Consider the following 25,989-nt stretch of genomic DNA (forward strand, 5'->3'; position numbering starts at 1 on the left):
CGTGAGCCGTCGACGGCGTCATCACTCGGCGAGCTTGGAAGGTGCATGCGTGAGGGCTCCGATGGATGTGCAGGGCGCCTGAGGCCCGACACTGAATCGACCAATGGCGCCGAGTGTGTAGGGCAGCGCGGCCCTGCGATCTGCCAATCAGCGCGGGAAACCGTCTGTTCTTCGGTCCATGGGTGGGGCGGCGCCTGCCTAGGATGCGTCCATCGGTCCCCGTCCGTGCGTCGCTGGCGCACGGGCAGGCTTTTCCATGCCCCACGCGCGACTCGCATGATCGACTTCCGACAACTTCTGGGCCTGCGCCGACGCCGCAGTGACGGCAGCGTCGAACAGCTGCATCTGCTGCGCTACCACGGCCTGTGGGGACCGGGAGTTCGGCTGCTACAGAACCTGCGGTTTCGCAGCAAGATCATGCTCTTGCTCGTATCCCTGGCGGTCCCGCTGGCTTTCCTGCTGACGCAGCTGACGCTGGCGGGATGGACCGAGTGGCGCGAGCTGCAGCGCTCGGTCGCTGCCCTGAAGATTTACCGCGCAGTGGCCAATGAACAGCTGGCCCTGGGGCAGCTGGGGGCCGCGATGTTCGATGCCGACCGCGATCCCGCCACCGCCGCCCAGGTGGACGGGGCCCTGAAGGCCGCGCTGGCCGCGGGCGCCGATCTGCGTGTGCAACTGGCCAGCGAGCCGGCCACCGCCGAGCGACTGCGCGAGGCCATACACGTGCTGCGCGATGATCCGCGCGCCCTGCAGGCACTGGTCGCCGACGCGCGTCCGGCGGCCGTGGGTCAGGCGCCGGCCAAGTACCTGGCGCTGATGGACATCCAGGCCGGACTGGATCTGTTCCGCACGACCGTGCTGCAGGACGGGGGCAAGGCGCTGCATGACCAGCATGTCGCCTTCGCGCTGAACGCGGGTGCGCTCGACGCGATGCCGCTGGTCGGCCACCATCTGCGGCGCAGCGAGCGGCCCGGCGTGCGTGTTTTCACCGAGGAGGGCCGCCCCGCCCACGGCCTGCGCCTGCTGGAGAGCACGGTGGTGATGCAGCGCGAAATTGACGTGCTGCGCAGTCACCTCGACGCGCTCAGCGACGATGGTCTGACCGATGCGGCCAATCTGCGCCGCTCGATCGACCAACTGACCGGCTTTGGCGCGCTGGCCCGCCGACTGGCAGGCGTGGCCCAGACCGCCGGCTCCGAGGCCGAGGTCGTCCGTGCCATGGGCATGGACGTGGCCGGCTTCCTGCGGCAGGCGCGCAGCAGCCAGGCCCTGGCGCGCGGCCTGCAGGAGCAATTGATGGACCTGGCCGAGCGCATCCAGCAGCAGCGCCTGGCCCAGACCCGCGCGGCGCTGTTGCGCCTGGCGCTGAGCGCACTCGCCTGCCTGTCCGTCATGGCCTACCTGCTGGTCTGCGTGGTCAAGGTGGTGGGCGGCGGCCTGGGCGAGCTGTGTTCGCGGGTCGACGCCCTGGCCAAGGGGGATCTCAGCGAGAAGCCCGAAGCCCGAGGCACCGACGAGGTCGGTCAGGCGCTGACGGCCCTGGCCACCTCCACGCACCGCATGTCCACCCTCTTCGAGGCCGTCACCCAGGGGGTGGCGGCGGTGTCCTTCGCCTCGCGCGAGGTGGCGGTGGGCAATGCCGGCCTGAATGGCCGCACCGGCGACATCCAGCGTTCGATCGAGGATGTGGGCCAGCGCGCCCGAGCCTCGATGGAGGCCATGAACCGGGCCGGCGGCGAGGTGGACCGCATTGCCGAGCACATGCGCGAGGTGCGTGTCGATGCCCACCGAAGCCGGCGAGCGGCACAGGAACTGGCCGCGTGCATGGGGGGACTGCAGGCCAAGAGCCGTGAGATCGGTCGCGTCGTGATGCTGGTCGAGTCGGTGGCCCACCAGACCCGGCTGCTGTCGCTCAATGCCTCGGTCGAGGCGGCTCGGGCGGGCGCGGCCGGCAAGGGCTTTGCGGTGGTCGCGCAGGAAGTGCGGCAACTGGCGCGCCGCAGCGAGTCGGCGGCGCACAAGATTGCCGAGATCGTCAAGGCCTCGGTGGACGAGATCGCCCAGGGCAACCTGCTGACCGAGCGCGTGGGCGAGAGCGTGCGCAAGACCGACGAGCGGGTTGGCGAGGTCAGCGCCATCATGGGCGACATTGTCCGGCTGACCCAGGCCGGGCGCGACCAGTCCAGCGAGGTGGTGGGAATCACCCGCCAGGTCGAGGAATCGGCGGGGGGCAATGCCCGGATGGTCGAGCAGCTGGCCCAGGCCTCGGCCGGCCTGCGTGAGCAGGGTGATCACCTGAAGCGCTCGATGCAGCACTTCGTCTTCGGTTGAGGGGCGCGGCATGCTGTCGTCTGTCTGGGAGTGGGGCGTCGCGCGGACGCAGCGGCTGGGCCTGTATGCCAAGCTGGGACTGATGTTGCTGGTGCTGGGGCTGCCCCTGCTGCTGCTGCTGGGGCTGGCGCTGCACCACCGCACGATCGAGATCGACCGGCTGGCCAGCCGGCTCGACGGCCTGTCAGCCACGGAGATGCTGCTGCGGGTTCAGCAGGGCCTGGATGCTCCGGTCGAACTGGCTGACCTGGCCGCGGTGGACGCCGTCCTCGCTGCGCTGCCAAGCCCCGACGCCGCCATGGGCTGGGCGCCGCTGCGCACGCGCCTGGCACAGCGCCCGGCCCAATTGACGCCGGAGCTGCGTGCCGCCCTGCTGGCCGACCTGCAGCGCCTGGCGCTGCGGGTGGCACGCGACACCGGCACGCTGGAATCCGACAGTGCCGGGGAGGCCCTGCGGCTGGCGCTGTCGACCAACCTTCTTCCGGCCCTGCAGGACGCGGTCAGCCAGGTCGCACCGCGGCTGACACCGGGTCAGTTGCCGGACATGACCGATGGCGAGCGCTCGGCACTGCGGGCCCAGCTGCAGATGCTGGAGCGCGATACCGAATCGATCGACCAGCGCATCGACGTGTTGCTGGGCGCCCAAGGCATGCAGTCGCCCGCCTGGGCCCAGGCCCGCCAGACCCTGCGCGCCTACCTGCGTGACGCCGATGCGGCCCTGCAGGATCCCGATGGCGCGGCCGGACAGGTGGACCTGCCCGGCCGCGGGCGCCAGGTGCTGCAGCAGCTCGGCGTGACCGAGGTGGCGCTGCTGGAGGCCCAACTGGACGATTCGCGGGCCGCTCTGGGCGATGCTCGCTGGCGCTTGATGGTCAGCGTCCTGGTGGCCCTGCTCTGGTTGGGCGTGGTCCTGGTCACCGTGCTGCTGCTGCGTTCCGGTCTGCTGCGCTCCTTCGCGGCCTTGGGCAGTGCGATCCGCGCCATCGCCGATGGCGACCTGGGCTACAGCGCCCACGTGCCGGGCCAGGATGAACTGACCGCGCTGGGTCGCCGCGTCGACCGCATGGGCCAGCGCATGTCGGCCATGGTGGCCGAGATCCGCACGACCGCGGTGCGGGTGCGCGAAGGCGGCGCCCAGGTGGCCGAGGAGGCCTTGTCGCTGGCCGCGCGCAACGAGTTGCAGAACGAGCGCCTGACGCGGTCGGTGAGCGATGTCGGGCGCCTTGGCGACGAGGTGCGCGTCACCGCCGAGGCTGTCGCCGACCTGGGCCTGATGTGCCGGCGCCTGGAAGAGCGCGCCGGCGACAGCGGCGAAGCCATGCAGCAGGCGATCGCCACCGCGACGGCGCTGCAGGAGAGTTCACGCCGGGTGGCCGAGATCAACGGGGTCATCGACGACATCGCCTTCCAGACCAACCTGGTGGCACTCAATGCCTCGGTCGAGGCGGCGCGGGCCGGAGAAAGCGGTCGCGGCTTCTCGGTCGTGGCAGCCGAGATCCGCCAGTTGGCACTGCGCTGCGCCGAAGCGGCCGGCGAGGTGCGCGAGACGATCGAGCTGATCGTCGACGGTGCCGACCACTCGGCCAGCCGCATCACCGGCATCGGCCAGGCGCTGGAGGGCATGGGTCAGGGCATTGGCTCGATGGCCCGGCGCGTCCACGACATCGGCCAGGCCGCCGAGCGCCAGGCCGATGCCCTGGCCGAGGTCAATGGCGAGGTGCAGGCCTTGCAGGCCCTGGGCGAGGCGTACGCGCGCAGCGTGCTGGCCACGGAAGATGCCTCGCGGGCGATGGTCAAGCAGTCCGAGGCCCTGCAGTCCTCGGTGGCCGCGTTCCGCCTGCGCCAGGGCACGGCCGACGAGGCGCGTGCGCTGTGCGAGGCGGCCCGGCAGCGTGTGGCCGAGGTGGGCTGGGGCAAGGCCGCCGAGGAGTTCCACCGACCCGATGGCCCCTTCCTGGACCGCGACCTGTATGTGTTTGCCTTCGACGCCGAGGGCCGCTACCTGGCCTGCGGCAACGATCCCGGCCGGGTAGGCCGTTGTGTGCTGGACATTCCCGGCCTGCCGCCCGGCGCGGCCGAAACCCTGCTGTACGGCGGCCGCGCGAAGGCCGAGCAGGGCGGCGGCTGGGTGGAATACGAGTTCACGCTGGCCGATCTGACGGGCGCTGGACGCAAGAGTGCCTGGGTGGTGGATCTGGGCGACGGTGCCTTCCTGGGTGTGGGCGTCTACCGCCAGGGGCTCAGCGCTGAAGCGGCGGCGACCTCGGCCGCTGCCACGGCACCGCCCGGCCCCCTGCTGAACGCCGAAGCCCACGCCTGAGCGAGGGCCCGCTCGGGTTCCCCGCTTCGTCGGCGCGGGCTGCATTTCGTCGGCCGGAAAGGCTGTTCGTCGGGCACCGCGCCAGAAGCCGGCGCTGCCTCTACACTGCGCCACGCCTCACGAGGGCGATCACGCGGTCGATGGTCGACCGGGCACAGGGGACGAGGATGCGGTCAGGCAAGACATGGTTGGTGGGCGCCGTGGCGCTGGTGGTGCTGGCAGGGGCCGGCCTGTGGTGGAAGGGCCAGCAGAGTGCCCAGGCGGCCGACAAGAAGGAGCCACCGCCGCCGCCGCTGGTTTTCTCGCCCAAGGAAGTGGCCACCGCGCAGATGCGCTCGCTGGCCCAGGTGATCACCTTTTCGGGGCCGCTGGTCTCGCCCAACACGGCCACGGTCAAGGCCAAGGCAGCTGGCACGTTGCTGTCGCTGTCGGTGGCCGAGGGCAGCCGCGTCAAGCGCGGCCAGGCGCTGGGCACGGTGGACCTGGCCGACCTGACGGCCCGCCTGCAGGAGCGCCAGGCCGGTGTGGCCTCGGCCCAGGCCACGGTGGCCCAGGCCGAGCGCACCCATGCCTCGAACCAACGGCTGGCCGACCAGCAGTTCATTTCGCCAATCGCGCTGGACAACTCGCGCGCCGCGCTCGATACCGCGCGCGCCCAGCTGGGCGCCGCTCAGGCCCAGGTCGAATCGGCCCGCATCGCGCTGCGCGAGGCAGCGCTGGTGGCGCCGATCGACGGCATCGTCGCCAAGCGCCATGCGCTGCCCGGTGAAAAGGTGGCGGCCGAGCAGCCGGTGCTGACGCTGGTGGACCTGCGCACGCTGGAAATGGCGGGCAGCGTGGGCACGCGCGATGTTGCGCGGCTCAAGCCCGGCATGACGGTGCGCCTGCTGATCGAGGGCGATGCCCGCACGGTGGACGGCCAACTGGCACGCATCGCGCCGTCGGTGGATGCCGGCGCGCGCTCGATCCAGGTCACGGTGGCGCTGTCCAACCCCGACGAGCGCTGGCGCGCCGGCCAGTTCGCGCTGGCCCGGGTGGAACTGCCGGCCGAGCAGCCGGCGCTGTCGGTGCCGGCCACGGCGGTGGGCACGGCTTCGGGGCAGGAGTACGTCTGGACGCTGGAGAAGGATCAGCTGGTCCGCCGCACCGTGGTGACCGGCCGGCGCGATCCATCCAGCGGCGCGGTCGAGGTGTTGCAGGGCCTCAGCGCCGGCCAGGTGGTGCTGGCCGGCAGCTTCGAGAACCTGCGCGAGGGCCGGGCGGCCCGCGTCGGTGACGCCACGGCCAGCGCACCGGCCGCCGCCGCGTCGCGTTGATCCCTCATCCCATGTCCCGGAGGCTCCAGCCATGTGGATGACCCGCGTCTCGATCAACAACCCCGTCTTCGCCACGATGGTGATGGTGGCCATCTGCGTGCTGGGCCTGTTCGCCTACAACCGCCTGGGCGTGGAGCAGATGCCCGACGTCTCGCCGCCGATGGTCTTCGTGCAGGTGGCCTACCCAGGCGCCTCGCCGCCGGCGGTGGAAACCGAGGTGACCCAGCCGCTGGAGCAGGCGCTCAACGGCATCGCTGGCATCAAGCAGATCACCTCGAACAGCTTCGAGGGCCGCAGCGAAAGCTACCTGCGCTTCAATGTCGACGCCGACATGAGCCGCGCGGTGCAGGACGTGCGCGACAAGGTGGCCCAGGTGCAGGCGGGCTTCCCGCGCGATGTGAAGCAGCCGCTGATCGCCCGCTTCGATGGCGACAACCAGCAGCCCACGGTCATCGTCGCGCTGATGGCCAGCGACCGCAGTGCGCGCGAGCTGTCGCTGCTGGCCGACCAGACACTGCGCCGCCGATTCGAGCGGGTGGACGGCGTGGCGCGCGTGCAGATCGGCGGCCTGGTGGTGCGCCAGGTGCGCATCGACCTGGACCCGCAGCGCCTGCGCGCCCATGCGCTGACGCCGGCCGACGTGTCCGCGGCGCTGCAGCGGGCCAATGCCGATCAGCCGGTGGGCCTGCTCAGCGGCGAGCGCATCGATGCCATCGTGCGCATCGAGGGCCGCATCCGCACGCCCAAGGAGTTCGGCGAGGTGGTGGTGTCCTCCGGCGCGGCCGGCGTGGTCACCGTGGCCGACCTGGGTCAGGTGGTGGAGCGCGAGCAGGAGGCCGAGTCGCTGTCGCGCATCAACGGCAAGCAGGCCGTGACCTTCAACATCATCAAACAGCAGGACGCCAACCTGGTGGCCACCGGCGAGGCGGTCAAGGCCGCCTATGAGGAGATCAAGGGCACGCTGCCGCCGGGCCTGGAGATGAAGCTGATCTGGGCGCGCAGCGACTGGACCAAGGACTCGCTCGACGGTGTCAAACGCACCTTGATCGAGGGCGCGCTGCTGACCGTGGGCATCGTCTTCCTGTTCCTGCACAGCTGGCGCAGCACGGTGATCACCGGCCTGACGCTGCCGATCTCGGTGATTGCCAGCTTCCTGGCGGTGTACGCCTTCGGCTTCACGCTGAACTTCATGACGATGATGGCGCTGAGCCTGTGCATCGGCCTGCTGATCGATGACGCCATTGTCGTGCGCGAGAACATCGTGCGGCACGTGAAGATGGGCAAGGACCACCACACCGCCGCCCGCGAGGGCACGGACGAGATCGGTCTGGCGGTGCTGGCCACCACCTTTGCGATCTGCGCGGTGTTCACGCCGGTGGCCTTCATGCATGGCATCGTCGGCAAGTTCTTCTATCCCTTCGGCATCACCATCGTCGCCGCGGTGCTGGTCAGCCTGTTCGTCAGCTTCACGCTGGACCCGATGCTGTCGGCGGTCTGGAAGGATCCTCCGGGTGACCGCATCAGCCGCCTGCCGGGGGTGCGCCATGCGCTGGCCGCGGTGGACCTTGGCATGGACCGGCTGCATGCGGTCTACGAGGCCCTGATCCGTTGGGCCATGGGCCCGCGCCGCTACCGCCTGCCGTTGCCGGTCTACGGCCGTCCGTTCGGCCCCGACGGCCGGCGCCAGCCGCAGGAGGCCCGCCGTTGGCGCGCAGCGACGCTGAGCCCGCGTGGCGTGGTGCTGTGGATCGCCGCCTTCAGCTTCGTCAGTGCGCTGGCGATACCCGCCGCCGGCCTGATCGGCGCCGAGATGATCCCGCAGACCGACGACGGCTTCATCCAGATCAACGTCAAGCTGCCGGTGGGCTCCAGCCTGGAGCGCTCGGACGAGAAGTTCCGCCAGCTCGAGACCATCGTCTCGACCTTCCCCGAGGTGGTGACGGTCAACACCAACATTGGCGGCGAGCAGGGTCGCTCGGCCGGCACGATCGGCGTGAACCTGAAGCCGCGCAAGCAGCGCGAGCGCAGCCAGAAGGAGGTCGAGGACGCGATCCGCGCCGCTTTTGCCAGCGTGCCGGGGGTGGACGTGGCGCTGGGCTGGGACCGGCCGATCTATGTGGGTGTGCTGGGCCCCGACCCGGAGGTGCTGGATCAGATCACCACCCAGCTGACCGAGAAGATCCGCAAGATCAAGGGCATCGCCGACCTGGAAAACTCGGTCAAGCCCGGCGTTCCGGCCTATGCGGTGCGGCTGAAGCCCGATGCCGCCCGAGAGCTGGGCCTGTCGGCACAGACGCTGGCCAGCTCGATGCGTGCCTATGTCAACGGTGACGTGTCTACCTGGTGGACCACACCCGACGGCCAGCAGGTCGAAGTGCAGCTGCGCCTGCCGCAGGACCAGCGCCGCGACATCGACCAGCTGCGCCAACTGCCGGTGGCCTATGCCAAGGACGGCACGCCGGTGGCGCTGGACCGCGTGGCCACGATCAGCGCGGTCACCAATCCGCAGCTGATCAAGCGCCAGGACCTGCAGCGGCGCCAGGGCATCTACGCCGGCATCGACCATGGCTCGGGCCGTGCCGCCGGCGACGTGGGCGCCGATGTGAAGAAGCTGGTCGAGCAGACCTCGCTGCCCCCGGGCTACCGGTTCGATGTGGGCGGCCAGACCAAGGACCAGGACGAGGTGTTCGGCGCCATCTTCGGCGCGCTGGGCCTGGCGGTGATCTTCATCTACATCGTGCTGGCCAGCCAGTTCGGCAGCTTCATCCAGCCGCTGGCGATCATGGCCTCGCTGCCGCTGTCGCTGATCGGGGTGATGCTGGCGCTGTGGATCACCCGCTCCACCATCAACCTGTTCTCGCTGATCGGCCTGATCATGCTGATGGGCCTGGTGACCAAGAACGCGATCCTGCTGGTGGACTTTGCCAACCACGCGCGCCAGCGCGGCGCCAATATCCTGGAGGCGCTGCTCGAGGCTGGCCAGACGCGGATGCGCCCGATCGTCATGACCACGGCGGCGATGGTGTTCGGCATGCTCCCGCTGGCGCTGGCCCTGAATGAGGGCGGCGAGTTCCAGGCCTCGATGGGCCGCGCCATCATTGGCGGCGTGATCACCTCGACCCTGCTGACGCTGGTGGTGGTGCCAGTGATCTACAGCTACCTGGTGCGCGAGCGCCGGCCCTGAGCGCTCAGCCCGCTGCAGATGGCGGGCTGAAGCGTTGCAGGACCTGCATGGCGATCTCGTCCGGGCTGCCTTCGATCACCTGGTTGCGGCCCAGCCGCAAGGCCAGTGCCGGTGTCAGCGCAGTGTCGCCGATGCGCACCGCGAACACCGGCTTGCCCAGGTCATCGGCGTAGCGCACCTCGCGCTGCACCCAGGGGGATGCCACGCTGGCTGGCGACAGGAACAGCAGCAGCGCCTGGCAGCCCTGCACCTGCAGCGCCAGGCTGGTGTCCCAATCGCTGGCGCCTTCCAGACCCTTGTCGAACCACAGCGGCTGGCCTGCGGCGTGCAGTCGGTCCAGGATGGGCAGCAGCGCGGCCAGGTCGGCGTGGGCGTAGCTGACGAACAGGTAGGGCTGCTGCCCGTCAGCCGTGGCGGGTGCGTGGCGGATCAAGGACTGGAAGCCGGGGCGAGCCAGCCCTGTGGCCAGCCAGCAGGCGGCGGTCCAGGCCAGGAACCAGGACAGCAGCAGGCCCAGGCGCACCAGGTCCACGCTCCAGGCCTGCCAGATGCGCGTGGCCTCGTACTCAGCCGAGCGCAGCGCGTCCAGGTCGTCATCGGGGCAGGTCAGTGGGTAGATCAGCCGTGCCTCGGGCGTGCAGACGAAGCCCTTGACCGCCACCTCGCCGGTGCTGGGGATGGTGAAGGTATAGCGCGACAGCAGCGCCAGGAACACGCCGGTCGCGACCAGCATCAGCACCGCGGCGCCGATCAGCAGCGCCCGCCCGTCGGCCAGACGCCGCTGCGCCCGCCAGCGGCCCAGCGCCAACGCGCCGGCCACCGCCAGGACGGCGGTCAGCGGCCCGCTGCCGCCGGGCCAGGGGGGCACCGTGCCACCGCGCCACAGGCCCAGCGCCACCACAGCCAGCGACAGCAGTACCCAGCCGGGCGGTTCCAGGTGGCGCCAGCGCAGCGCCGCGCGGGTCCAGACGGAGGCGGGAGGTGGGCTGGGCATTCAGCGGCGCAGCTGGATGCGCACCACGTCTTCACCCTGGCCATCGGCCATGGCGGCCGGCCGGGTGTCGAAGACGCCGCTGCTGCGCTGACCATCGGGCCAGCGCACCTGGTAAGCGTACTGGCCGCTGAGGAATTCCTGCTTCTTCACCGCATCCACCCAGCCGCGGCAGCGCTGGCGGTCGGTGGGCACGATGCGCTGGACCTCGCACAGCCGGTGGCGGAACAGGGTGATGTAGCTGACCTGGCCGCCGGGTGGTCGGGTGCTGAGCTCCACCGGCAGCTCGCCCGCGCCGCAGCCCTCTTGCAGCACCACCGGCGGGCCGCGGCGCTGCCGCTGGTGGCGGATCACCGCCTGTTCCAGCTGCTCCTTCAGCTGTGTGTGGCGCTGGTTCAGGGCCTGGTCGGCCGCGGCGGACCCACCGCGCTGCGCCAGGCGGGTCAGCGCATCGATCGCCCCGCGCTGCATGGTGTCCAGCAGCGGCTGCCACACCGCGGGCGGCACGGCCAGGGCGCGCAGCGACTGGCCGAGCTGCTCGACCTCCATCGCGATCTGGATCACGCCGCCCTCCGGGTCCTTGTCGTCGACGCCCAGGTCCAGGCCGGCCGACAGGCAATCGAGCAGCGGCGTCGGGTCGCCAGGCAGGCCGGGCCGGGCGGGCTGGGCCAGCGCCGGATCCGCCGCCACCGCGGCCTGCCTGATCTGCGCAAAGCGCAATGCGGGATCGGCGGGCGCCTGGGCCGGCGCGGATGGGCAGATCAGCGCCAGCAGCAGGGCGCTGCACAGGCCCAGTCGAGTGGGGCAGTGGCACGCAGGCATCGGTCCTCCCTGGGCCGGACACCTGTCCGGCGCACCGCCCTTGTAGCCGCCAACGCGGTGACGCACCACCCCTTGTGCTGGGGTGGTGCGGTGCGCTCAGCACTCGACGATGTTGACGGCCAGGCCGCCGCGCGCGGTTTCCTTGTACTTGGTCATCATGTCGGCGCCGGTTTCGCGCATCGTCTTGATGACCTTGTCCAGGCTGACCAAGTGACTGCCGTCGCCCCGCAGCGCCATGCGCGCGGCATTGATGGCCTTGACCGAGGCGATGGCGTTGCGCTCGATGCAGGGGATCTGCACCAGGCCGCCCACCGGGTCGCAGGTCAGGCCCAGGTGGTGCTCCATGCCGATTTCGGCGGCGTTCTCGGCCTGCTCGGGCGAGCCGCCCATCACCGCGCACAGCGCGCCGGCGGCCATCGAGCAGGCCACACCCACCTCGCCTTGGCAGCCGACCTCGGCGCCGGAGATGCTGGCGTTTTCCTTGTAGAGGATGCCGATCGCGGCGGCGGTCAGCAGGAAATCGACCACGCCCGCCTGGGTGGCCCCCGGCACGAAGCGGGTGTAGTAATGCAGCACCGCCGGCACGATGCCCGCCGCGCCGTTGGTGGGTGCGGTGACCACGCGACCGCCGGCGGCGTTCTCCTCGTTGACCGCCAGCGCGTACAGATTGACCCAGTCCAGCACCTGCAGCGGGTCGCGCAGGGCCTCCTCGGGCTTGGCGGTCAGCGCCTCGCGCAGCGCCTTGGCGCGGCGCTTGACCTTGAAGCCGCCGGGCAACGTGCCTTCAGCGCGGCAGCCGCGCTCCACACAGGCCTGCATCACCGCCCAGATGCGCAGCAGGCCGGCGTCGATCTCGGCATCGCTGCGCCAGTGGCGCTCGTTGCGGCGCATCAGCTGGGCGATCGACAGGCCGTGCTCCCGGCACAGTGCCAGCAACTGCTCGCCGCTGGTGAAGGGCAGCGGCAGCACGGTGGCGTCGGGCGCGATGCTCTTCTGGCGGCTGCCGTCGGCGGCCACCTCCTCGCTGACCACGAAGCCGCCGCCCACCGAGTAGTACACGCGCTGGCACAGCTCGGCGCCGCTGGCGTCGAAGGCCGTCAGGCGCATGCCGTTGGCGTGGAAGGGCAGGCTCTCGCGGCGGAAGAAGGCCAGGTCGCGCGCCTCGTCGAAGGCCACCGCATGTTCACCGTTCAGCGCCAAACGGCCGCCGGCACGGATCGCTGCCAGCAGCGCCGGCACCTGGTCCACATCGACCGTGTCGGGCTCATGCCCGGCCAGGCCCAGCAGCACCGCGGTGTCGCTGCCGTGGCCCTTGCCGGTGGCGCCCAGCGAGCCGTACAGGCCACAGTGCACGCGCGCGGTGCGGGCCAGCAGGCCCTCGTGGGCCAGGCGCAGCGTGAACAGGCGCGCGGCCCGCATCGGCCCCACCGTGTGCGAGCTGCTGGGCCCGATGCCGATCTTGAAAAGGTCGAAGACCGAAACCGCCATCGCGTGTCTCCTGTGACGCGGAAGGGAACCGGGGCCGGTCGTGCCGGCCTTTCTGTGCGGCGGGGTCCGTGGCCCGGCGTCAGGCGTAGTCGGACATCGGCGGGCAGCTGCAGCTGAGGTTGCGGTCGCCCCAGACGTTGTCAACCCGGCCCACCGGCGACCAGTACTTGCCGGCGCGCAGGCTGGCCACCGGGTACGCGGCCTGCTCGCGGGTGTAGGGGTGCGTCCAGTCGGCGGCCAGCAGGCTGGCGGCGGTGTGGGGCGCGTTCTTCAGCGGGTTGTCCTCGCGCGGCCAGGCACCGGCCTCGACCTGGCGGATCTCGTCGCGGATGGCGATCATCGCGTCGCAGAAACGGTCCAGTTCGGCCTTGCTCTCGCTCTCGGTGGGCTCCACCATCAGCGTGCCGGCGACCGGGAAGCTCAGCGTAGGGGCGTGGAAGCCGTAGTCGATCAGGCGCTTGGCCACGTCCTCGGCGCTGACGCCGGAGCTGTCCTTCAGCGGGCGCAGGTCCAGGATGCACTCGTGCGCCACGCCGCCACCGGCGATGCCGCCGTGGCCGCCGCTGAAGTGGATGTCGTAGTGCGGCGCCAGGCGCGCGGCCACGTAGTTGGCGTTCAGGATGGCCACCTCGGTGGCGTCCTTCAGGCCCTGGGCGCCCATCATGCGGATGTACATCCAGCTGATCGGCAACACCGCCGCGTTGCCCAGCGCGGCCGCGCTGACGGCGCCGACGCCGCCCTCACGCGTCTGTCCGGCCGTGGCATGGCCCGGCAGGAAAGGCACCAGGTCCTCGACCACGCAGACCGGGCCGACGCCCGGGCCACCGCCGCCGTGCGGGATGCAGAAGGTCTTGTGCAGGTTCAGGTGGCTGACGTCGCCGCCGAACTCGCCGGGCGCGGCCAGGCCGACCAGCGCGTTCATGTTGGCGCCGTCCACATAGACCCGGCCGCCGAAGCGGTGGACCATGGCGCACAGCTCCTTCACCCGCGGCTCGAAGACGCCGTAGGTGGAGGGGTAGGTGATCATGATGCAGGCCAGCTTGTCGGCGTTCGCCTCGCACTTGGCCTGCAGGTCGTCCAGGTCGACGCTGCCGTTGGGGTCGCACTTGACCACCACCACGCTCATGCCGGCCATCTGCGCCGACGCCGGGTTGGTGCCGTGGGCGCTTTCGGGGATCAGGCAGACCGTGCGCTGCGCATCACCGCGCGAGGCGTGCCAGCCGCGGATGGCCAGCAGGCCGGCGTACTCGCCCTGCGAGCCGGCGTTGGGTTGCAGGCTGATGCCGGCGTAGCCGGTGGCCTGGCTGAGCCAGCCGCACAGCTGTGCATTCAGCTCGGCGTAGCCCTGCAGCTGATCGGCGGGTGCAAAGGGGTGGGGCTCGGCGAACTCGGGCCAGGTGATGGGGATCATCTCGCTGGTCGCGTTGAGCTTCATCGTGCACGAGCCCAGCGGAATCATGCTGCGGTCCAGCGCCAGGTCCTTGTCGGCCAGGCTGCGCAGGTAGCGCAGCATCGCGGTCTCGGAGTGGTGGCGGTGGAAGACCGGGTGGGTCAGGAAGGCCGATTGGCGCTGCAGTGCGGCCGGGATCAGGCTGTCGCAGTCGTTGGCCAGCGCCTCGACCGTGGGAAGCGTGGCGCCCGCGGGTGCCAGCCAGCGCCACAGCGCGGCCAGGTCGGCGCGGGTGGTGGTTTCGTCCAGCGCGATGCCGACGATGCGATCGGACAGGCGGCGCAGGTTGGCGCGCTCGGCGCGGGCGGCGGCCAGCACGGCGTCGGTGCGCTCAGCCGTCTCGACCGCGATGGTATCGAAGGCGTGCGGCGTCAGCACCTTGACGCCCATCTGCTGCAGGCCGGCCGAGAGGATGGCGGTGTAGCGCGCCACGCGGCGGGCGATGCGGGTCAGGCCCTCGGGGCCGTGGTAGACCGCGTACATGCTGGCCATCACCGCCAGAAGCACCTGTGCGGTGCAGATGTTGGAGGTGGCCTTCTCGCGGCGGATGTGCTGCTCGCGGGTCTGCAGCGCCAGGCGGTAGGCGGGGGCGCCGTGGGCGTCGATCGAGACACCGACCAGGCGGCCAGGCATCGAGCGCTTGTACTCGTCGCGGCAGGCCAGGTAGGCGGCGTGGGGGCCGCCAGCGCCCATGGGCACGCCGAAGCGCTGGGTGTTGCCCAGCACGATGTCGGCGCCGAACTCGCCGGGCGGCACCAGCAGCGTCAGCGCCAGCAGGTCGGCCGCCACGATGAAGGCAGCCTGCTTGGCGTGGGCCTGCTCCACGAAGGGCTTGAGGTCGTGGATCAGGCCGGTGGTGGACGGGTACTGCGCGATCACCGCGAAGTAGTCGTGCTCGGCCATCAGCTGCGGCGCCATGCCCACCAGCACCTGGATGCCCAGCGGTTCGGCGCGGGTGCGGATGACCTCGATGGTTTGCGGATGGCAGTCGCCGGCGACGATGATCGTGTCGCTCTTGCTCCTGACCGAGCGCTTGGCCAGGGTCATGGCCTCGGCGGCAGCCGTGGCTTCATCCAGCATGCTGGCGTTGGCGATGGCCATGCCGGTGAGGTCGCAGACCATGGTCTGGAAGTTCACCAGCGCCTCCATGCGGCCCTGCGAGATCTCGGCCTGGTAGGGCGTGTAGGCGGTGTACCAGGCCGGGTTCTCAAGGATGTTGCGCAGCACCACGCCCGGCACAAGGGTGCCGTGGTAGCCCTGGCCGATGAAGCTCTTGAAGACCTGGTTCTTCGCCGCGATCGCGCGCAGCTCGGCCAGGGCCTGGGCCTCGCCCACCGGGGCGGGCAGGTCCATCGGCGCCGGGCGGCGGATGCTCTCGGGCACGATCGTGCGCATCAGCGCCTCGCGCGAGGCGGCGCCAATGGCGGCCAGCATCAGCGGTTCATCAGCGGCGCCGGGGCCGATGTGGCGGGGGGCGAACTCGCGGTCGGTTTCGAGCGCGGCCAGGGGCAGGGCGGTGGGCATGGGCGGCAGGCGGGTGGTCAGGGTCAGGCGCCGAGGCGCCGGGGATCACAGGGTCTTGAGCAGCGCGTCGTAGGCCGGCGGGTCCATCAGCTCGTCGAACTGGGCCATGTCGGTGACCTTGACGGTGAAGAACCAACCCGTGCCCAGCGGGTCGCTGTTGGCCAGCGAGGGGTCGTTGCGCAGGTCTTCATTGACGGCGACGATTTCGCCGGTGACCGGCATGTAGATGTCGGCCGCGGCCTTGACCGACTCGACCACGCCGGCCACGTCGCCCTTGGCGTAGGTCTTGCCCACCTCGGGCAGGTCGACGAAGACCACGTCGCCCAGCGCGTCCTGCGCGTGCAGCGTGATGCCGACGACGGCGGCCTCATGGTCCTCGATGTTGATCCACTCGTGGTCGGCGGTGAACTTGGTCGTCATGGGGTTGGCTCCTGTGGGGGGAAGAGGATTCAGCCGCGGTAGTAGCGGTTGGGGGTGAAGGGCATGGCGGTCACGGTCATCGGCAGGCGCTTGCCGCGCACTTCGGCGAAGACGGCCGTGCCGACGGCGGCGTAGGCGGCGGGCAGGTAGGCCATGGCTACCGGCTGGCCGACGGTGGGGCCCAGCGTGCCGCTGGTGACGGTGCCCAGGGCGGTGCCGTCAGCGGCGAAGAGGGCCGTGCCCTCGCGCACCGGGGCGCGCTCCTGGCCGAGCAGGCCGACGCGCTTGCGCGCGGCGCCAGCGGCCAACTGGGCGTCGATCACCGCGGCGCCGGGATAGCCACCAGCCCGCGCGCCACCGGCGCGGCGCACCTTCTGGATGGCCCAGGTGAGTGCGGCCTCTACCGGGGTGGTGGCGGTGTCGATGTCGTGGCCATAGAGGCACAGGCCGGCTTCCAGGCGCAGTGTGTCGCGCGCGCCCAGGCCGGCGGGCTGCACCTCGGGCTGCGCCAGCAGCGCACGGGCCAGCGCCACGGCCTGGTCCTGGTGCACCGAGATCTCGAAACCATCTTCGCCGGTGTAGCCCGAGCGGGTGACGAAGCAATCCAGGCCATCGAGCGCAAAGCGGCCACCGGTCATGAAGGTGAGGCTGGACACATCGGGGTTCAGCCGGGCCAGCGCGGTCACCGCCTGCGGGCCTTGCAGCGCCAGCAGCGCGCGCTCGGGCATCGGGATGACCTGGCAGCGCTGGCCGATGCCGGCCTGCAGGTGGGCGATGTCCTGGGCCTTGCAGCCGGCGTTGACCACCACGAACAGGTCGCCAAAGGCCGCGCGCGCGTCCAGCGCGGGGCGGGTGACCATCAGGTCGTCGAGCAGGCCACCTTGTTCATTGGTGAACAGCGCATAGCGCTGCTTGCCCACCGGGAGGTCGACGATGTCCACCGGCACCAGGGTTTCCAGCGCGGCTGCCGCGTCGGCGCCCACCAGGCGCAGTTGACCCATGTGCGAGACATCGAACAACGCGGCGGCCGAGCGGCACTGGCGGTGCTCGGCCATCAGCCCGGCGGGGTACTGCACCGGCATGCTGTAGCCGGCAAAGGGCACCATGCGGGCGCCCAGTTCCAGGTGCAGGTCGTTGAGGGGGGTGGTCAGCAAAGGGGTGTCAGGCGTGCTCATCAGGGCGGTGTCCAAGGGGCAGTTCGGGAAGGTCTGGCCGTTCGAAATGCCCCCGCTGTCCGCTTTACCTGAGAGATTGACCCCGCCGCTTCACACGGCCGGGCTTGCCCCTTCGGTGGACGGACTCCAGGGTCCGCCTCTCTCCAGTGAGGAGCGCATGGCCGGGGCCACGCGCCTTGCCAGTCCTTTTGCCTGAGCGTTCGGGTGGGCCCTGCGCCTTCGGCGGCCCCGGGTGGGGCTCTCTCCTGACAAGGGGCCAGTGTAGCAGCGCGCGGCCGCTGAGGCATCATGGGCGAATCCCCATTAGCCAGCCCGCTGACATGACCGACGCTGACGCTGTCCATCGCCTGCTGCAGGCACACCGGTCGATCCGCAGCTTCCGCCAGGACCCGGTGGACGATGCGCTGGTCGACGCCAGCCTGATCGACGCGCTGCAGGGCAGTTCGTCCAGCGGCAACCTGAACATGGTCTCGGTCATCAAGACCCGGGACGAGGGCCTGCGTCGCCAGTTGCACACGCTGCATGGGGAGCAGGACATGATCCTGCAGGCGCCGCTGCTGCTGACCTTTTGCGCCGACACCCACCGCACCCGCACCTGGCTGGCCCAGCGCGGTGCGCGGCTGGGGTTCTCCGACCTGGTCAGCTGGCACGTGGCCAGCTTCGACGCGATGATCATCGCCCAGACCGCCGCGCTGGCGCTGGAGAGCCGCGGCCTGGGCATCTGCTACATGGGCACCACGCTGTTCTCGATGGCGGCCATCGCCGCGCTGCTGGACTGCCCCGACCACGTGCTGCCGGTGACCACGCTGGTGGTGGGCTGGCCCGACGAGGCGCCGGCCCAGCGCGACCGCCTGCCGGCGAGTGCCTGGATCCATGACGAGCGCTACCAGCGCCCGGACGCCGCCAGCATCGAGCGTGATTTCCGCGACCGCGACGAGCGCGGCAAGGCCCGCTACCTGGCCGTGCCGCACATGGCCGAGCAATGGCAGGCGCTGGGCATCGATTCGCTGGCCCACTACTACACCAGCCCGATCAAGTACGACCCGGACGTCTTTGCCGAATTCAGCGCCGACATCGAGCGCGCGTTGCGCCGCAACGGCTTCCTGGCCTGACCGGCCGGGCCGGCGGCGCTACAGTCCGGAGAACCCCTGGGAGCATTTTCATGAGCTCGATCTACGACCTGCACCTTGACCGCAACCCCGCCAACCACGTGCCGCTGTCGCCGGTCAGCTTCTTGGAGCGCAGCGCCGAGGTCTTTGCCGACCTGCCGGCGGTGATCCACGGCGCGCGCCGCTACACCTGGGCCCAGGTGCGCGAGCGCAGCGCCCGTCTGGCCGCGGCGCTGAAGTCCCTGGGCGTGGGCCGCGGCAGCACCGTCACCGTGATGCTGCCCAACACGCCGGAGATGGTGGAGGTGCACTACGCGGTGCCCGCGCTGAACGCGGTGCTCAACACCCTGAACACGCGGCTTGACGCGTCACTGCTGGCCTGGCAGATGAACCACTGCGAGGCCCAGGTGGTGATCACCGACACCGAGTTCGGCCCGGTGATGTACGAAGCCCTGCGCCTGCTGCGTGAGAAGCATGGCCGCGACCCGGTGGTGATCGACGTGGCCGACAGCGAGCACACCGGCCGTGCCGAACGCGTGGGCAGCCACGAGTACGAGGCCCTGCTGGCCGCCCATGCGCCGCTGGCCCGGCTGGACGGCCCGGCCGACGAGTGGGATGCGATCGCGGTGAGCTACACCAGCGGCACCACGGGTGATCCCAAGGGCGTGGTCACCCACCACCGCGGCGCCTACCTCAACGCAGTGTGCAACGCGGCCACCTGGACCATGCCGCACTTCCCGGTCTACCTGTGGACGCTGCCGATGTTCCACTGCAATGGCTGGTGCTTCCCCTGGACCGTGGCGATGCTGGGCGGCACCCACGTGTGTCTGCGCCGGGTGGATGCGGCGAACATCCTGGCGGCGATGCGCGAGCACCGTGTGGACCACTACTGCGCCGCCCCCATCGTGCACAACCTGCTGATCAGCGCCGACCCGGCGCTGCGCGACGGCATCACCCAGCGCGTGCGCGGCATGGTGGCCGGCGCGGCGCCGCCGGCGGCGATGATCGAGGGCATGGCCAGGCTGGGCTTTGACATCACCCACGTCTACGGCCTGACCGAGGTCTACGGCCCGGCCTCGGTGGCAGTCAAGCGCCCCCACTGGGCCGGAGAGAGTCTGTCCGAACAGACCCGCCTGAACGGTCGCCAGGGCGTGCGCTACGCGCTGCAAGAGGGCATGACGGTGATGGACCCCGAGACCATGACCGAGGTGCCGGCCGATGGCCAGACCATGGGCGAGATCATGTTCCGCGGCAACATCGCGATGAAGGGCTACCTGAAGAACCCCTCGGCCACCGACAAGGCCTTCGAGGGCGGCTGGTTCCACACCGGCGACCTGGCGGTGCTGGAGAGCGACCGCTACGTCAAGATCAAGGACCGCAGCAAGGACATCATCATCTCGGGCGGCGAGAACATCAGCTCGATCGAGGTGGAGGACGCGCTGTACCGCCACCCGGCGGTGGCCGCCTGCGCGGTGGTGGCCAAGCCCGACCCGAAATGGGGCGAGACGCCGGTGGCCTTCATCGAGCTGGCCGCGGGTGCGCAGGTCACGGCCGAGGAGCTGGTGGCCCACTGCAAGGGCCTGCTGGCCGGCTACAAGGTGCCGCGCGAGATCCGCTTCGAGCCGATCCCCAAGACCAGCACCGGCAAGATCCAGAAGTTCATGCTGCGCGACCGTGCGAAGTCGGCGCAGGCCTTTGAATGACCCGACAGGAGACCCCCATGCTGACCACCGAGGACCCGCTGCTGCTGCGCCGCCAGGATGCGCGCGGCGTGCTGACGCTGACGCTGAACCGGCCGCAGGCCTTCAATTCGCTGTCCGAGGCCATGCTGGCCGCGCTGCAGACCGAGCTGGACGCCATCGCCCGTGACGACACCGTGCGCGTGGTCGTGCTGGCCGCCGCGGGCAAGGCCTTCTGCGCCGGCCATGACCTGAAGGAGATGCGCGCCGACCCCTCCGAGGCCTACTACCGCCGCCTGTTCGCCCAGTGCGCCAAGGTGATGATGGCGATCCAGAAGCTGCCGGTGCCGGTGGTGGCCCAGGTGCAGGGCATTGCCACCGCGGCCGGCTGCCAGCTGGTGGCGATGTGCGACCTGGCGGTGGCCGCCAGCACCGCGCGCTTTGCGGTCAGCGGCGTCAACCTGGGCCTGTTCTGCTCCACGCCGGCGGTGGCGCTGAGCCGCAACCTGGGCCGCAAGGCGGCCTACGAGATGCTGGTGACCGGCGAGTTCATCTCGGCCGACGAGGCGCGCAGCAAGGGCCTGGTCAACCGTGTGGCCGCGCCCGAGGCGCTGGACGAGGCGGTCGAGGCGCTGGTGGCCAGCATCGTGGCCAAGCCGCGGGTGGCGGTGGCGATGGGCAAGCAGCTGTTCTACCGCCAACTGGAGTCCGGCATCGAGGCGGCTTATGTCGACGCCGGCCAGACCATGGCCTGCAACATGATGGACGACTCGGCGCTGGAAGGCGTGCAGGCCTTCATCGAGAAGCGTGCACCGGCCTGGAAATGAATCAGCCGCCGGCGCACAAGGCGCACGGCGGCTGACGGGAAAAGGGTGACGAGCCTGAACCCCGGCACTGGTCACAACGGTTAGGGCTGCTTGGTTCCCCACCTGACCCGGTTGGCCGCGCTTCCATGCGAGGAGGCCCGTCACTCGCTATTGTAGGCGAGCTGGGCGTCTGGTGGCGGACACTACACTGTCAACCATGCTGCCCAACTCCCTCGCCCTGGTCGACGACGATGCGGACTTCAGCGGTTACCTGGCCGAATTCCTGAGCGGGCTGGGTGTGTCGGTCAGCAGTTTTGCCGACAGCGACGACCTGCTGACCAGCGACGGCGCCTTCGAGCACGAGTTCTACGTGGTCGACCTGATGCTGCCCGGCATTGACGGCCTGGACCTGCTGCGCCTTCTGCGCAAGCGCACCAACGCCGGCATCCTGGTGGTGTCGGGCAAGCTGGGCAGCGATGTCTTTGGGCAGGTCATCGAGGCCGGCGCCGACATGCTGCTGGTCAAGCCCGCCACCTTCGAGCAGATCCTGACCGGCATCCGCGCGATCTACCGCCGCAGCGGCCGAGGGGGCTCGCAGCAGGAAGTGTGGGTACTCGATGCCGCCCATGCCACGCTGCGCGCCCCCGATGGCGCGCTGATCGAGCTCAGCCCCACCGACCTGCAGGTGATGGAGAGCCTGCTGGAACACCCCGGCCAGACCGTGGGCCGCGACGAGCTGACGCGCCGCCTGGGCCTGGACAGCGAGGATCCCAACGCGCTGCACGCCACGATCTACCGCCTGCGCCGGCGCATCGAGCGCGCCACGCCGGCCCTGGTGCCGTTGCAGTCGCGTTCGCGCCAGGGTTACCTGTTCAAGGCCGAGCTGCGACGCGCCTGAGGCGGGGCCTCAGGCCAGGCGCTGGCGTGGGCTGGTGCGGGTGTCGGGCCAGGGGAAGAGCATCGTGGCTTCCAGCCCGCTGGGCTGGACCGGGCGCAGCACCAGCTGGCCGCCGTGCACCGACATGATCTGCCGCACCACGCTCAGCCCCAGGCCCTGGCCGCGCTGGCTGGGAAAGGGCTTGTGGTGGGTGGCTGGATCGTCCAGGTGGGCCCAGTGCGAGGCGCTCAGGCCATGGCCGTGGTCGCACACCGACAGGGCCATGCCATAGGGCGAGTGACTCTCCTCGATGCGCAGTTGCACCAGGGACTGACCGTCGCCGCCGTGGACGAAGGCGTTGCGCAGCAGATTGCGCAGCGCCAGGCGCACCAGGCCGGGCTCCACCTCCAGCGTGCGCAGGCGGGTCAGGCGCTCCACCACCACGCGCTGGCGCTGGTCGGGCGCCAGATCGCCCATCACCAGCTCGATCAGCAGATCCAGGTCCACGTCCTGCAGCGTGACCTGCTCGCGCCGGGTGAGGATCTGGGCCGCGGCCAGTGTGTTGTCCAGCACCGAGCGCAGCTCGCCCAGCACGGTCTCGGCGGCGTCCAGGCGCTCGGCGATGGCCTGTACGTCGGCCCGTGGGCCCCGCAGCGCGGCGCCGGCCGATAGCAGGGCGCCGGTGGCGCGGTGCAAGGGCTGGCGGATCTCGTGGGCCAGCACGCCCAGCAACTGCTCGCGCTCACGGGCCAGGGCGTCGAGCTGGGTCAGGGCCTCGGTCAGCTGGCCGGCATGCTGCTCGGCCGATTCGCGGCGGGCCCGCTCGGCGTACTCGGCGGCCTGGGCGCGGGCCTCGCTGGAGCGCACGCGGTCGAGCACCATGCCCAGGTAGGCGACGTTGCCGAACAGGCCCAGGGCGTAGCACATGATCCAGGTGGCCAGGTTGGCCGGGTTCAGTGCCGCCACGTTGGCCGATGGCGGGTCCCACAGGGCCCAGGCCACCCGCGCCAGGGCCACCGTCGCCCAGCCTCCCAGCAGGCCGGCCAGCCAGCGGCCACTGCGCGAGGGCAGCAGCGCGGCCGCGCGCCAGGCCAGGCGGGCATTGATGAAGAAGCCGGCGGCCAGCACGCTGGCGGCCAGGACGAAGCGCGCGCTGGTGCCGGCCACCAGATCGACCAACAGGTAGCTCACGCTCAACAGCAGCCACAGCGCACCCAGTGGGCCGACCTGAGGCATGTCACCGGCCTCGCGCCGCAAGGCGAGATGGGTCAGCAGCATGCCGGCAAAGGCCAGCGTGTTCGCGAGTGCGAAACCCGCCCAGTCCGGCACGATGCCGCGCAGGCCCAGCAGCAGCATCCAGCCGCCGTTGGCCACCGCGGCAAAGGCCCAGGGCCGCAGGCGGTCGCTGGCATGGCGCTGGCGCAGCAGCAGCCAGCAACTCACCCCCAGCAGGCCCTGGGTGATGGACGAGGCGACGAACAGCGAGGGGACGGAAATCAGCGAGAGCATGGGCGCTGGCCGTGGCGGCCGGGCCGCTCAGGTCAGCCTGCGCAACACGATCGAGCCATCGGCACGGTAGCGGATGGTACGCGTCGTCTCGAGTTCTTTCATGGTGCGGCTGACCATCTCGCGCGAGGCGCCGATCATCTTGGCCAGATCCTGCCGGGCGATGCGCTCGCGCAGCACCCACTCGTCGCCATCGGGCACCGAGAGGTCCATCAGGCGCTGCAGCAGGCGTTCGCCAACGTCCTGGTGAGCCAGCGAGGCCACGCGCCGATAGGCGGTGCGCACGCGCTGTGACAGCTGCATCAGCAGCACCTGTGCCACCAGGGGACGCGTGGCCAGGGTGACCGCAAAGACCGGGCCGGGGACCACCAGCAGATCGCATTCTTCTTCGCTGCGTACGCTGCTGGAATGAGGCTGGCCGTCAATCAGTGCCAGATCGCCCAGCGGGTCACCGACGCGGATCAGGTCGATGATGACCTCGCGGCCGCGGGGATCGGTGCGGAAACTGTGCGCACGGCCCGACAGCAGCACGCCCAGCTCGGACGTGCGCGCGCCTTGCATCTGGATCAGCTCGCCACGGCGGATGCGGCGCTTGCTGCAATGGCGGGCGAGCTCGGCGGCCGCCGGCTCATCGAGGCTGGCGAACAGAGGCAGTCGGCGCAGCAGCTGCGCCAGACTGACCGTCTCCTGGCCGCGGTTCGGCCACGTCGGTCCCGCCGGATCCGCCTTGGCGCCGGTTGCGACCTCGGGTGCCTGCCACGGCTGTCCATGCTCGCCCATTCATCTCCCTCTGATCAGGGAGAATCATATCTGAGCTTTCAGATCAGAAAATGAGGACTCACCGCAGTTGCAGATCGTCGCTGGCGAAGCGAATGTTCAGCGGCTCGATCAGCAACTGCTTGGCGCCGGCTTCCACCTGGCCCGCCAGCACCGCCTCGACACCCTGGGCGCGGGCGATGGCCACCGTCTGCTCGGCCTGCGCGTGCGGCACGAACAGCGCGAATCCGGCGCCCATGTTCAGCGTGGAGTAGGCCTCGCGGTCATCGTGGCCGGCGTGCTGCTGAATAAAGCGCAGCACCGGCGGCACCTCAGGCACGGTGTGGACGCGGTAGGTCAGCTCGGCGGGGTGGCGCAGCAGCTTGCGCCAGCCGTGGCCGGTGATGTTGGCGCTGTAATGCACCGTCACCCCGGCCCGGGCCAGGGCCTCGGTCACCGGGCTGTACAGCACGGTCGGGGCCAGCAGCGCCTCGCCATAGCTCAGGCCGGGCGCCACCTCGGTAAGGTAGCCCTGCGGCAGGCGCTCGACCAGCTTGCGCGCCAGGCTCAGGCCGTTGGCGTGGATGCCGCTGGAGGCCAGCAGCACGATGGCGTCGCCGGCGCCCAGCTGGTCGCCCACGCTGAGCCGGCTCTTGGGGTTGATGATGCCGGTGCACGAGGCCGCCAGGTCAATGCGGCCCGACTCGACGATGCCAGCCAGCGCTGGTGTCTCACCACCGCCCCAGGCCACGCCGCAGCGGTCGCAGGCGGCCTTCCAGCCGGCCACCAGGGCCTGGGCGCGCTGGCCGTCAGCGAACCAGTCACTGCCACCGGCGGCCCAGTAGGCCTGCACCACCAGCGGCGTGGCGCCTACGGTGATCAGGTCGTTGACCGCCATCGCGATCGTGTCCTGGGCGATGCCGTCGTAGTAGCTGCGGCCGGTCAGGGCCTTCATTTCATCGGCGACCAGGGCCTTGGAGCCCAGGCATTCGACGATGCTGGCCAGGTAGAACGGGCCGACGTCGACCACATAGGCCGACTCGCCGCGCGAGGCCGGCACCTCGGTGAAGCCGTGGCCGGCCAGGTGGCCGGCGGTGGCGGCCGCCGCGCGCTGCGCGGCGACCTTCAGCGGATCGATCAGGTCGTAGTTGACGCCAGCCTGCTCGTAGCTGAGCGGCGCGGCGGGATCGGTGGGGGCGGAAGCACTCATGGCGGGATTATCCCGCAGGGACCTCCGCCCCCCGACCGACGCCTGGCCTCAGAGGCCCTGCTTGGCCTCCTCGACCATCGCCCGGCTGAGCTTGGCGGCCGTGGCGCCCAGCTGCTTGGCCGCCGCGCTGACCACGGCCAGGCGCGTTTCCGCGCCACCCTGGCGGCCGGCGTAGGCCAACGCCATCGCATTGGCCAGTTCGCGCACCAGCGGCTCCCACGGCGGCACCGGGCCCTTGTCGGTCAGCCCGCCGCCGTCGGCGGTCACGCCGAAGAGGATACGCACGCCGGCTTCGTAGACGCGACCGTCCAGCTTGGGCACGGTGCTGCCGCCGCGCGGGCGCTGGTAGAACGCAAAGGCCACGGCCATGCTCTTGGCGGCGGTGGACAGCACGGCGCCATTGACGCTGTCGGCCCCCGCCGGGCTCACGACCAGCAACTGCCAGCTCTGCAGCAGGCGCGGGCCGATGGCCGCGAAGGCGGTGATCTGCTCGGGCGCGCGGGTGGGCACCAGGCCGTCTTCGTTGGCATTGAAGCTCAGGTCGGTGTCGGGCGCGACGCTGACGAAGTCGTCGTCGAAGAAATCGCCGACGTCGACATCGAAGGCGTCGATGTAGGTGCCCGGCTCGCCGATGCCATCGCCGCCGGTGGGCAGGTACCAGGCGGTCACGCCGATCGGCGTGTCGCCCACTGGCACGCTGAGCGCCGGGTTGGTGGAGACGTAGGCCCCGTTGGCGCTGCCGGTGACCGACCAGAAGGCGAAGTTGGCGCTGTGCACCACACCATCACCGTCGGTCCAGTTGGCTGTGGGTGGCGCCCAGTCGGTGTAGGGCGAGCTGCTGACGGTATTGTCAAAGGGTGCCGTGATGTCGGCGGCCGAGCTGCCCGGATGGCGGCGGCGGCCGGCGGCGGTGTAGGTGACGTAGCGGGTGTGGACGACGGGCATGGGGGCTCCTTGTCAGGACGGGGTGAAGAGGTCGTCATCGTCGGCCGCGCTGCCGCCCGTCCCAACCCCCAGGGACGCCA

The 25,989-nt window shown here is 70.6% G+C and carries 18 protein-coding genes, 1 other RNA gene and 2 riboswitches; of the genes, 8 read left to right on the forward strand and 11 right to left on the reverse strand.

From position 1 onward, the window contains the following. The first annotated feature begins 276 nt into the window (after positions 1–276). The 4 genes from KAK06_RS07060 to KAK06_RS07075 all read left to right on the forward strand — a co-directional run bounded on the left by KAK06_RS07060 (position 277) and on the right by KAK06_RS07075 (position 9,151). A complete protein-coding gene (locus KAK06_RS07060; RefSeq protein ID WP_210801227.1) occupies positions 277–2,331 on the forward strand; it encodes a methyl-accepting chemotaxis protein in 2,055 nt (684 codons plus the stop codon). A 10-nt stretch (positions 2,332–2,341) separates the two neighbouring features. Beyond that, positions 2,342–4,651, forward strand: a complete 2,310-nt coding sequence (locus tag KAK06_RS07065) for a methyl-accepting chemotaxis protein (protein WP_210801228.1) — start codon at positions 2,342–2,344, stop codon at positions 4,649–4,651. Between the two features lie 167 nt (positions 4,652–4,818). Next, complete coding sequence (locus tag KAK06_RS07070) at positions 4,819–5,967, forward strand: efflux RND transporter periplasmic adaptor subunit (protein ID WP_247652706.1); 1,149 nt, start codon at positions 4,819–4,821, stop codon at positions 5,965–5,967. Between the two features lie 31 nt (positions 5,968–5,998). Next, complete coding sequence (locus KAK06_RS07075) at positions 5,999–9,151, forward strand: efflux RND transporter permease subunit (RefSeq protein ID WP_210801229.1); 3,153 nt, start codon at positions 5,999–6,001, stop codon at positions 9,149–9,151. Positions 9,152–9,155: 4 nt separating this feature from the next. Here the strand turns inward: KAK06_RS07075 and KAK06_RS07080 are convergent, their stop codons facing one another. From KAK06_RS07080 to gcvT, 6 genes are all read right to left on the reverse strand, one after another. Further along, on the reverse strand, positions 9,156–10,145 hold the full coding sequence (locus KAK06_RS07080; protein WP_210801230.1) for a toll/interleukin-1 receptor domain-containing protein: 990 nt from the start codon (positions 10,143–10,145) through the stop codon (positions 9,156–9,158). After that, positions 10,146–10,964: a hypothetical protein gene (locus KAK06_RS07085; protein ID WP_210801231.1), complete on the reverse strand. Its 819-nt coding sequence runs from the start codon at positions 10,962–10,964 to the stop codon at positions 10,146–10,148. It abuts the gene before it with no gap. A gap of 96 nt (positions 10,965–11,060) precedes the next feature. Beyond that, positions 11,061–12,452 carry an L-serine ammonia-lyase gene (locus KAK06_RS07090; RefSeq protein ID WP_210801232.1) on the reverse strand — a complete coding sequence of 464 codons (1,392 nt, stop codon included), beginning with the start codon at positions 12,450–12,452 and terminating at the stop codon, positions 11,061–11,063. A 79-nt stretch (positions 12,453–12,531) separates the two neighbouring features. Next, a complete protein-coding gene (gcvP, locus tag KAK06_RS07095; protein ID WP_210801233.1) occupies positions 12,532–15,426 on the reverse strand; it encodes an aminomethyl-transferring glycine dehydrogenase in 2,895 nt (964 codons plus the stop codon). Positions 15,427–15,471: 45 nt separating this feature from the next. Further along, positions 15,472–15,846, reverse strand: a complete 375-nt coding sequence (gene gcvH, locus KAK06_RS07100) for a glycine cleavage system protein GcvH (RefSeq protein ID WP_210801234.1) — start codon at positions 15,844–15,846, stop codon at positions 15,472–15,474. Between the two features lie 29 nt (positions 15,847–15,875). After that, positions 15,876–17,021: a glycine cleavage system aminomethyltransferase GcvT gene (gene gcvT / locus KAK06_RS07105; RefSeq protein WP_210801235.1), complete on the reverse strand. Its 1,146-nt coding sequence runs from the start codon at positions 17,019–17,021 to the stop codon at positions 15,876–15,878. Between the two features lie 45 nt (positions 17,022–17,066). Further along, positions 17,067–17,178: riboswitch (glycine riboswitch) on the reverse strand. 13 nt (positions 17,179–17,191) lie between these two features. Next, a riboswitch (glycine riboswitch) is annotated at positions 17,192–17,279 on the reverse strand. 62 nt (positions 17,280–17,341) lie between these two features. On the opposite strand from gcvT, the gene KAK06_RS07110 reads away from it, so the two are divergent. Genes KAK06_RS07110 through KAK06_RS07120 form a run of 3 tightly spaced genes read left to right on the forward strand, consistent with a single transcriptional unit; the run spans position 17,342 to position 20,636 of the window. Beyond that, positions 17,342–18,133 carry a nitroreductase family protein gene (locus KAK06_RS07110; RefSeq protein WP_210801236.1) on the forward strand — a complete coding sequence of 264 codons (792 nt, stop codon included), beginning with the start codon at positions 17,342–17,344 and terminating at the stop codon, positions 18,131–18,133. A 50-nt stretch (positions 18,134–18,183) separates the two neighbouring features. Next, positions 18,184–19,833 (forward strand): acyl-CoA synthetase, encoded by a 1,650-nt coding sequence (locus KAK06_RS07115; RefSeq protein ID WP_210801237.1) that lies wholly within the window; start codon positions 18,184–18,186, stop codon positions 19,831–19,833. Between the two features lie 17 nt (positions 19,834–19,850). After that, positions 19,851–20,636: an enoyl-CoA hydratase gene (locus KAK06_RS07120; RefSeq protein WP_210801238.1), complete on the forward strand. Its 786-nt coding sequence runs from the start codon at positions 19,851–19,853 to the stop codon at positions 20,634–20,636. A gap of 44 nt (positions 20,637–20,680) precedes the next feature. On the opposite strand, the gene ffs is transcribed toward KAK06_RS07120, so the two are convergent. After that, positions 20,681–20,778: signal recognition particle sRNA small type (ffs, locus tag KAK06_RS07125), an RNA gene on the reverse strand. Between the two features lie 54 nt (positions 20,779–20,832). Between ffs and KAK06_RS07130 the strand changes: the two genes are divergently transcribed. Beyond that, positions 20,833–21,513 (forward strand): response regulator transcription factor, encoded by a 681-nt coding sequence (locus KAK06_RS07130; protein ID WP_210801239.1) that lies wholly within the window; start codon positions 20,833–20,835, stop codon positions 21,511–21,513. A gap of 9 nt (positions 21,514–21,522) precedes the next feature. Here KAK06_RS07130 and KAK06_RS07135 read toward each other — a convergent pair whose 3' ends face one another. The 4 genes from KAK06_RS07135 to KAK06_RS07150 are packed head-to-tail and all read right to left on the reverse strand — an operon-like array spanning position 21,523 to position 25,909. Beyond that, a complete protein-coding gene (locus KAK06_RS07135) occupies positions 21,523–23,001 on the reverse strand; it encodes a sensor histidine kinase (protein WP_210801240.1) in 1,479 nt (492 codons plus the stop codon). A 27-nt stretch (positions 23,002–23,028) separates the two neighbouring features. After that, on the reverse strand, positions 23,029–23,778 hold the full coding sequence (locus tag KAK06_RS07140; RefSeq protein ID WP_210801241.1) for a Crp/Fnr family transcriptional regulator: 750 nt from the start codon (positions 23,776–23,778) through the stop codon (positions 23,029–23,031). Positions 23,779–23,836: 58 nt separating this feature from the next. Further along, complete coding sequence (locus KAK06_RS07145) at positions 23,837–24,964, reverse strand: AIR synthase-related protein (protein ID WP_210801242.1); 1,128 nt, start codon at positions 24,962–24,964, stop codon at positions 23,837–23,839. A 48-nt stretch (positions 24,965–25,012) separates the two neighbouring features. After that, the gene (locus KAK06_RS07150) at positions 25,013–25,909 is read right to left on the reverse strand and encodes a hypothetical protein (protein WP_210801243.1); all 897 of its coding nucleotides are present in this window, start codon (positions 25,907–25,909) and stop codon (positions 25,013–25,015) included. Positions 25,910–25,989 lie beyond the last annotated feature (80 nt).

The organism is Ideonella aquatica, from assembly GCF_018069755.1.
GTDB classification, from domain to species: domain Bacteria; phylum Pseudomonadota; class Gammaproteobacteria; order Burkholderiales; family Burkholderiaceae_C; genus Ideonella; species Ideonella aquatica.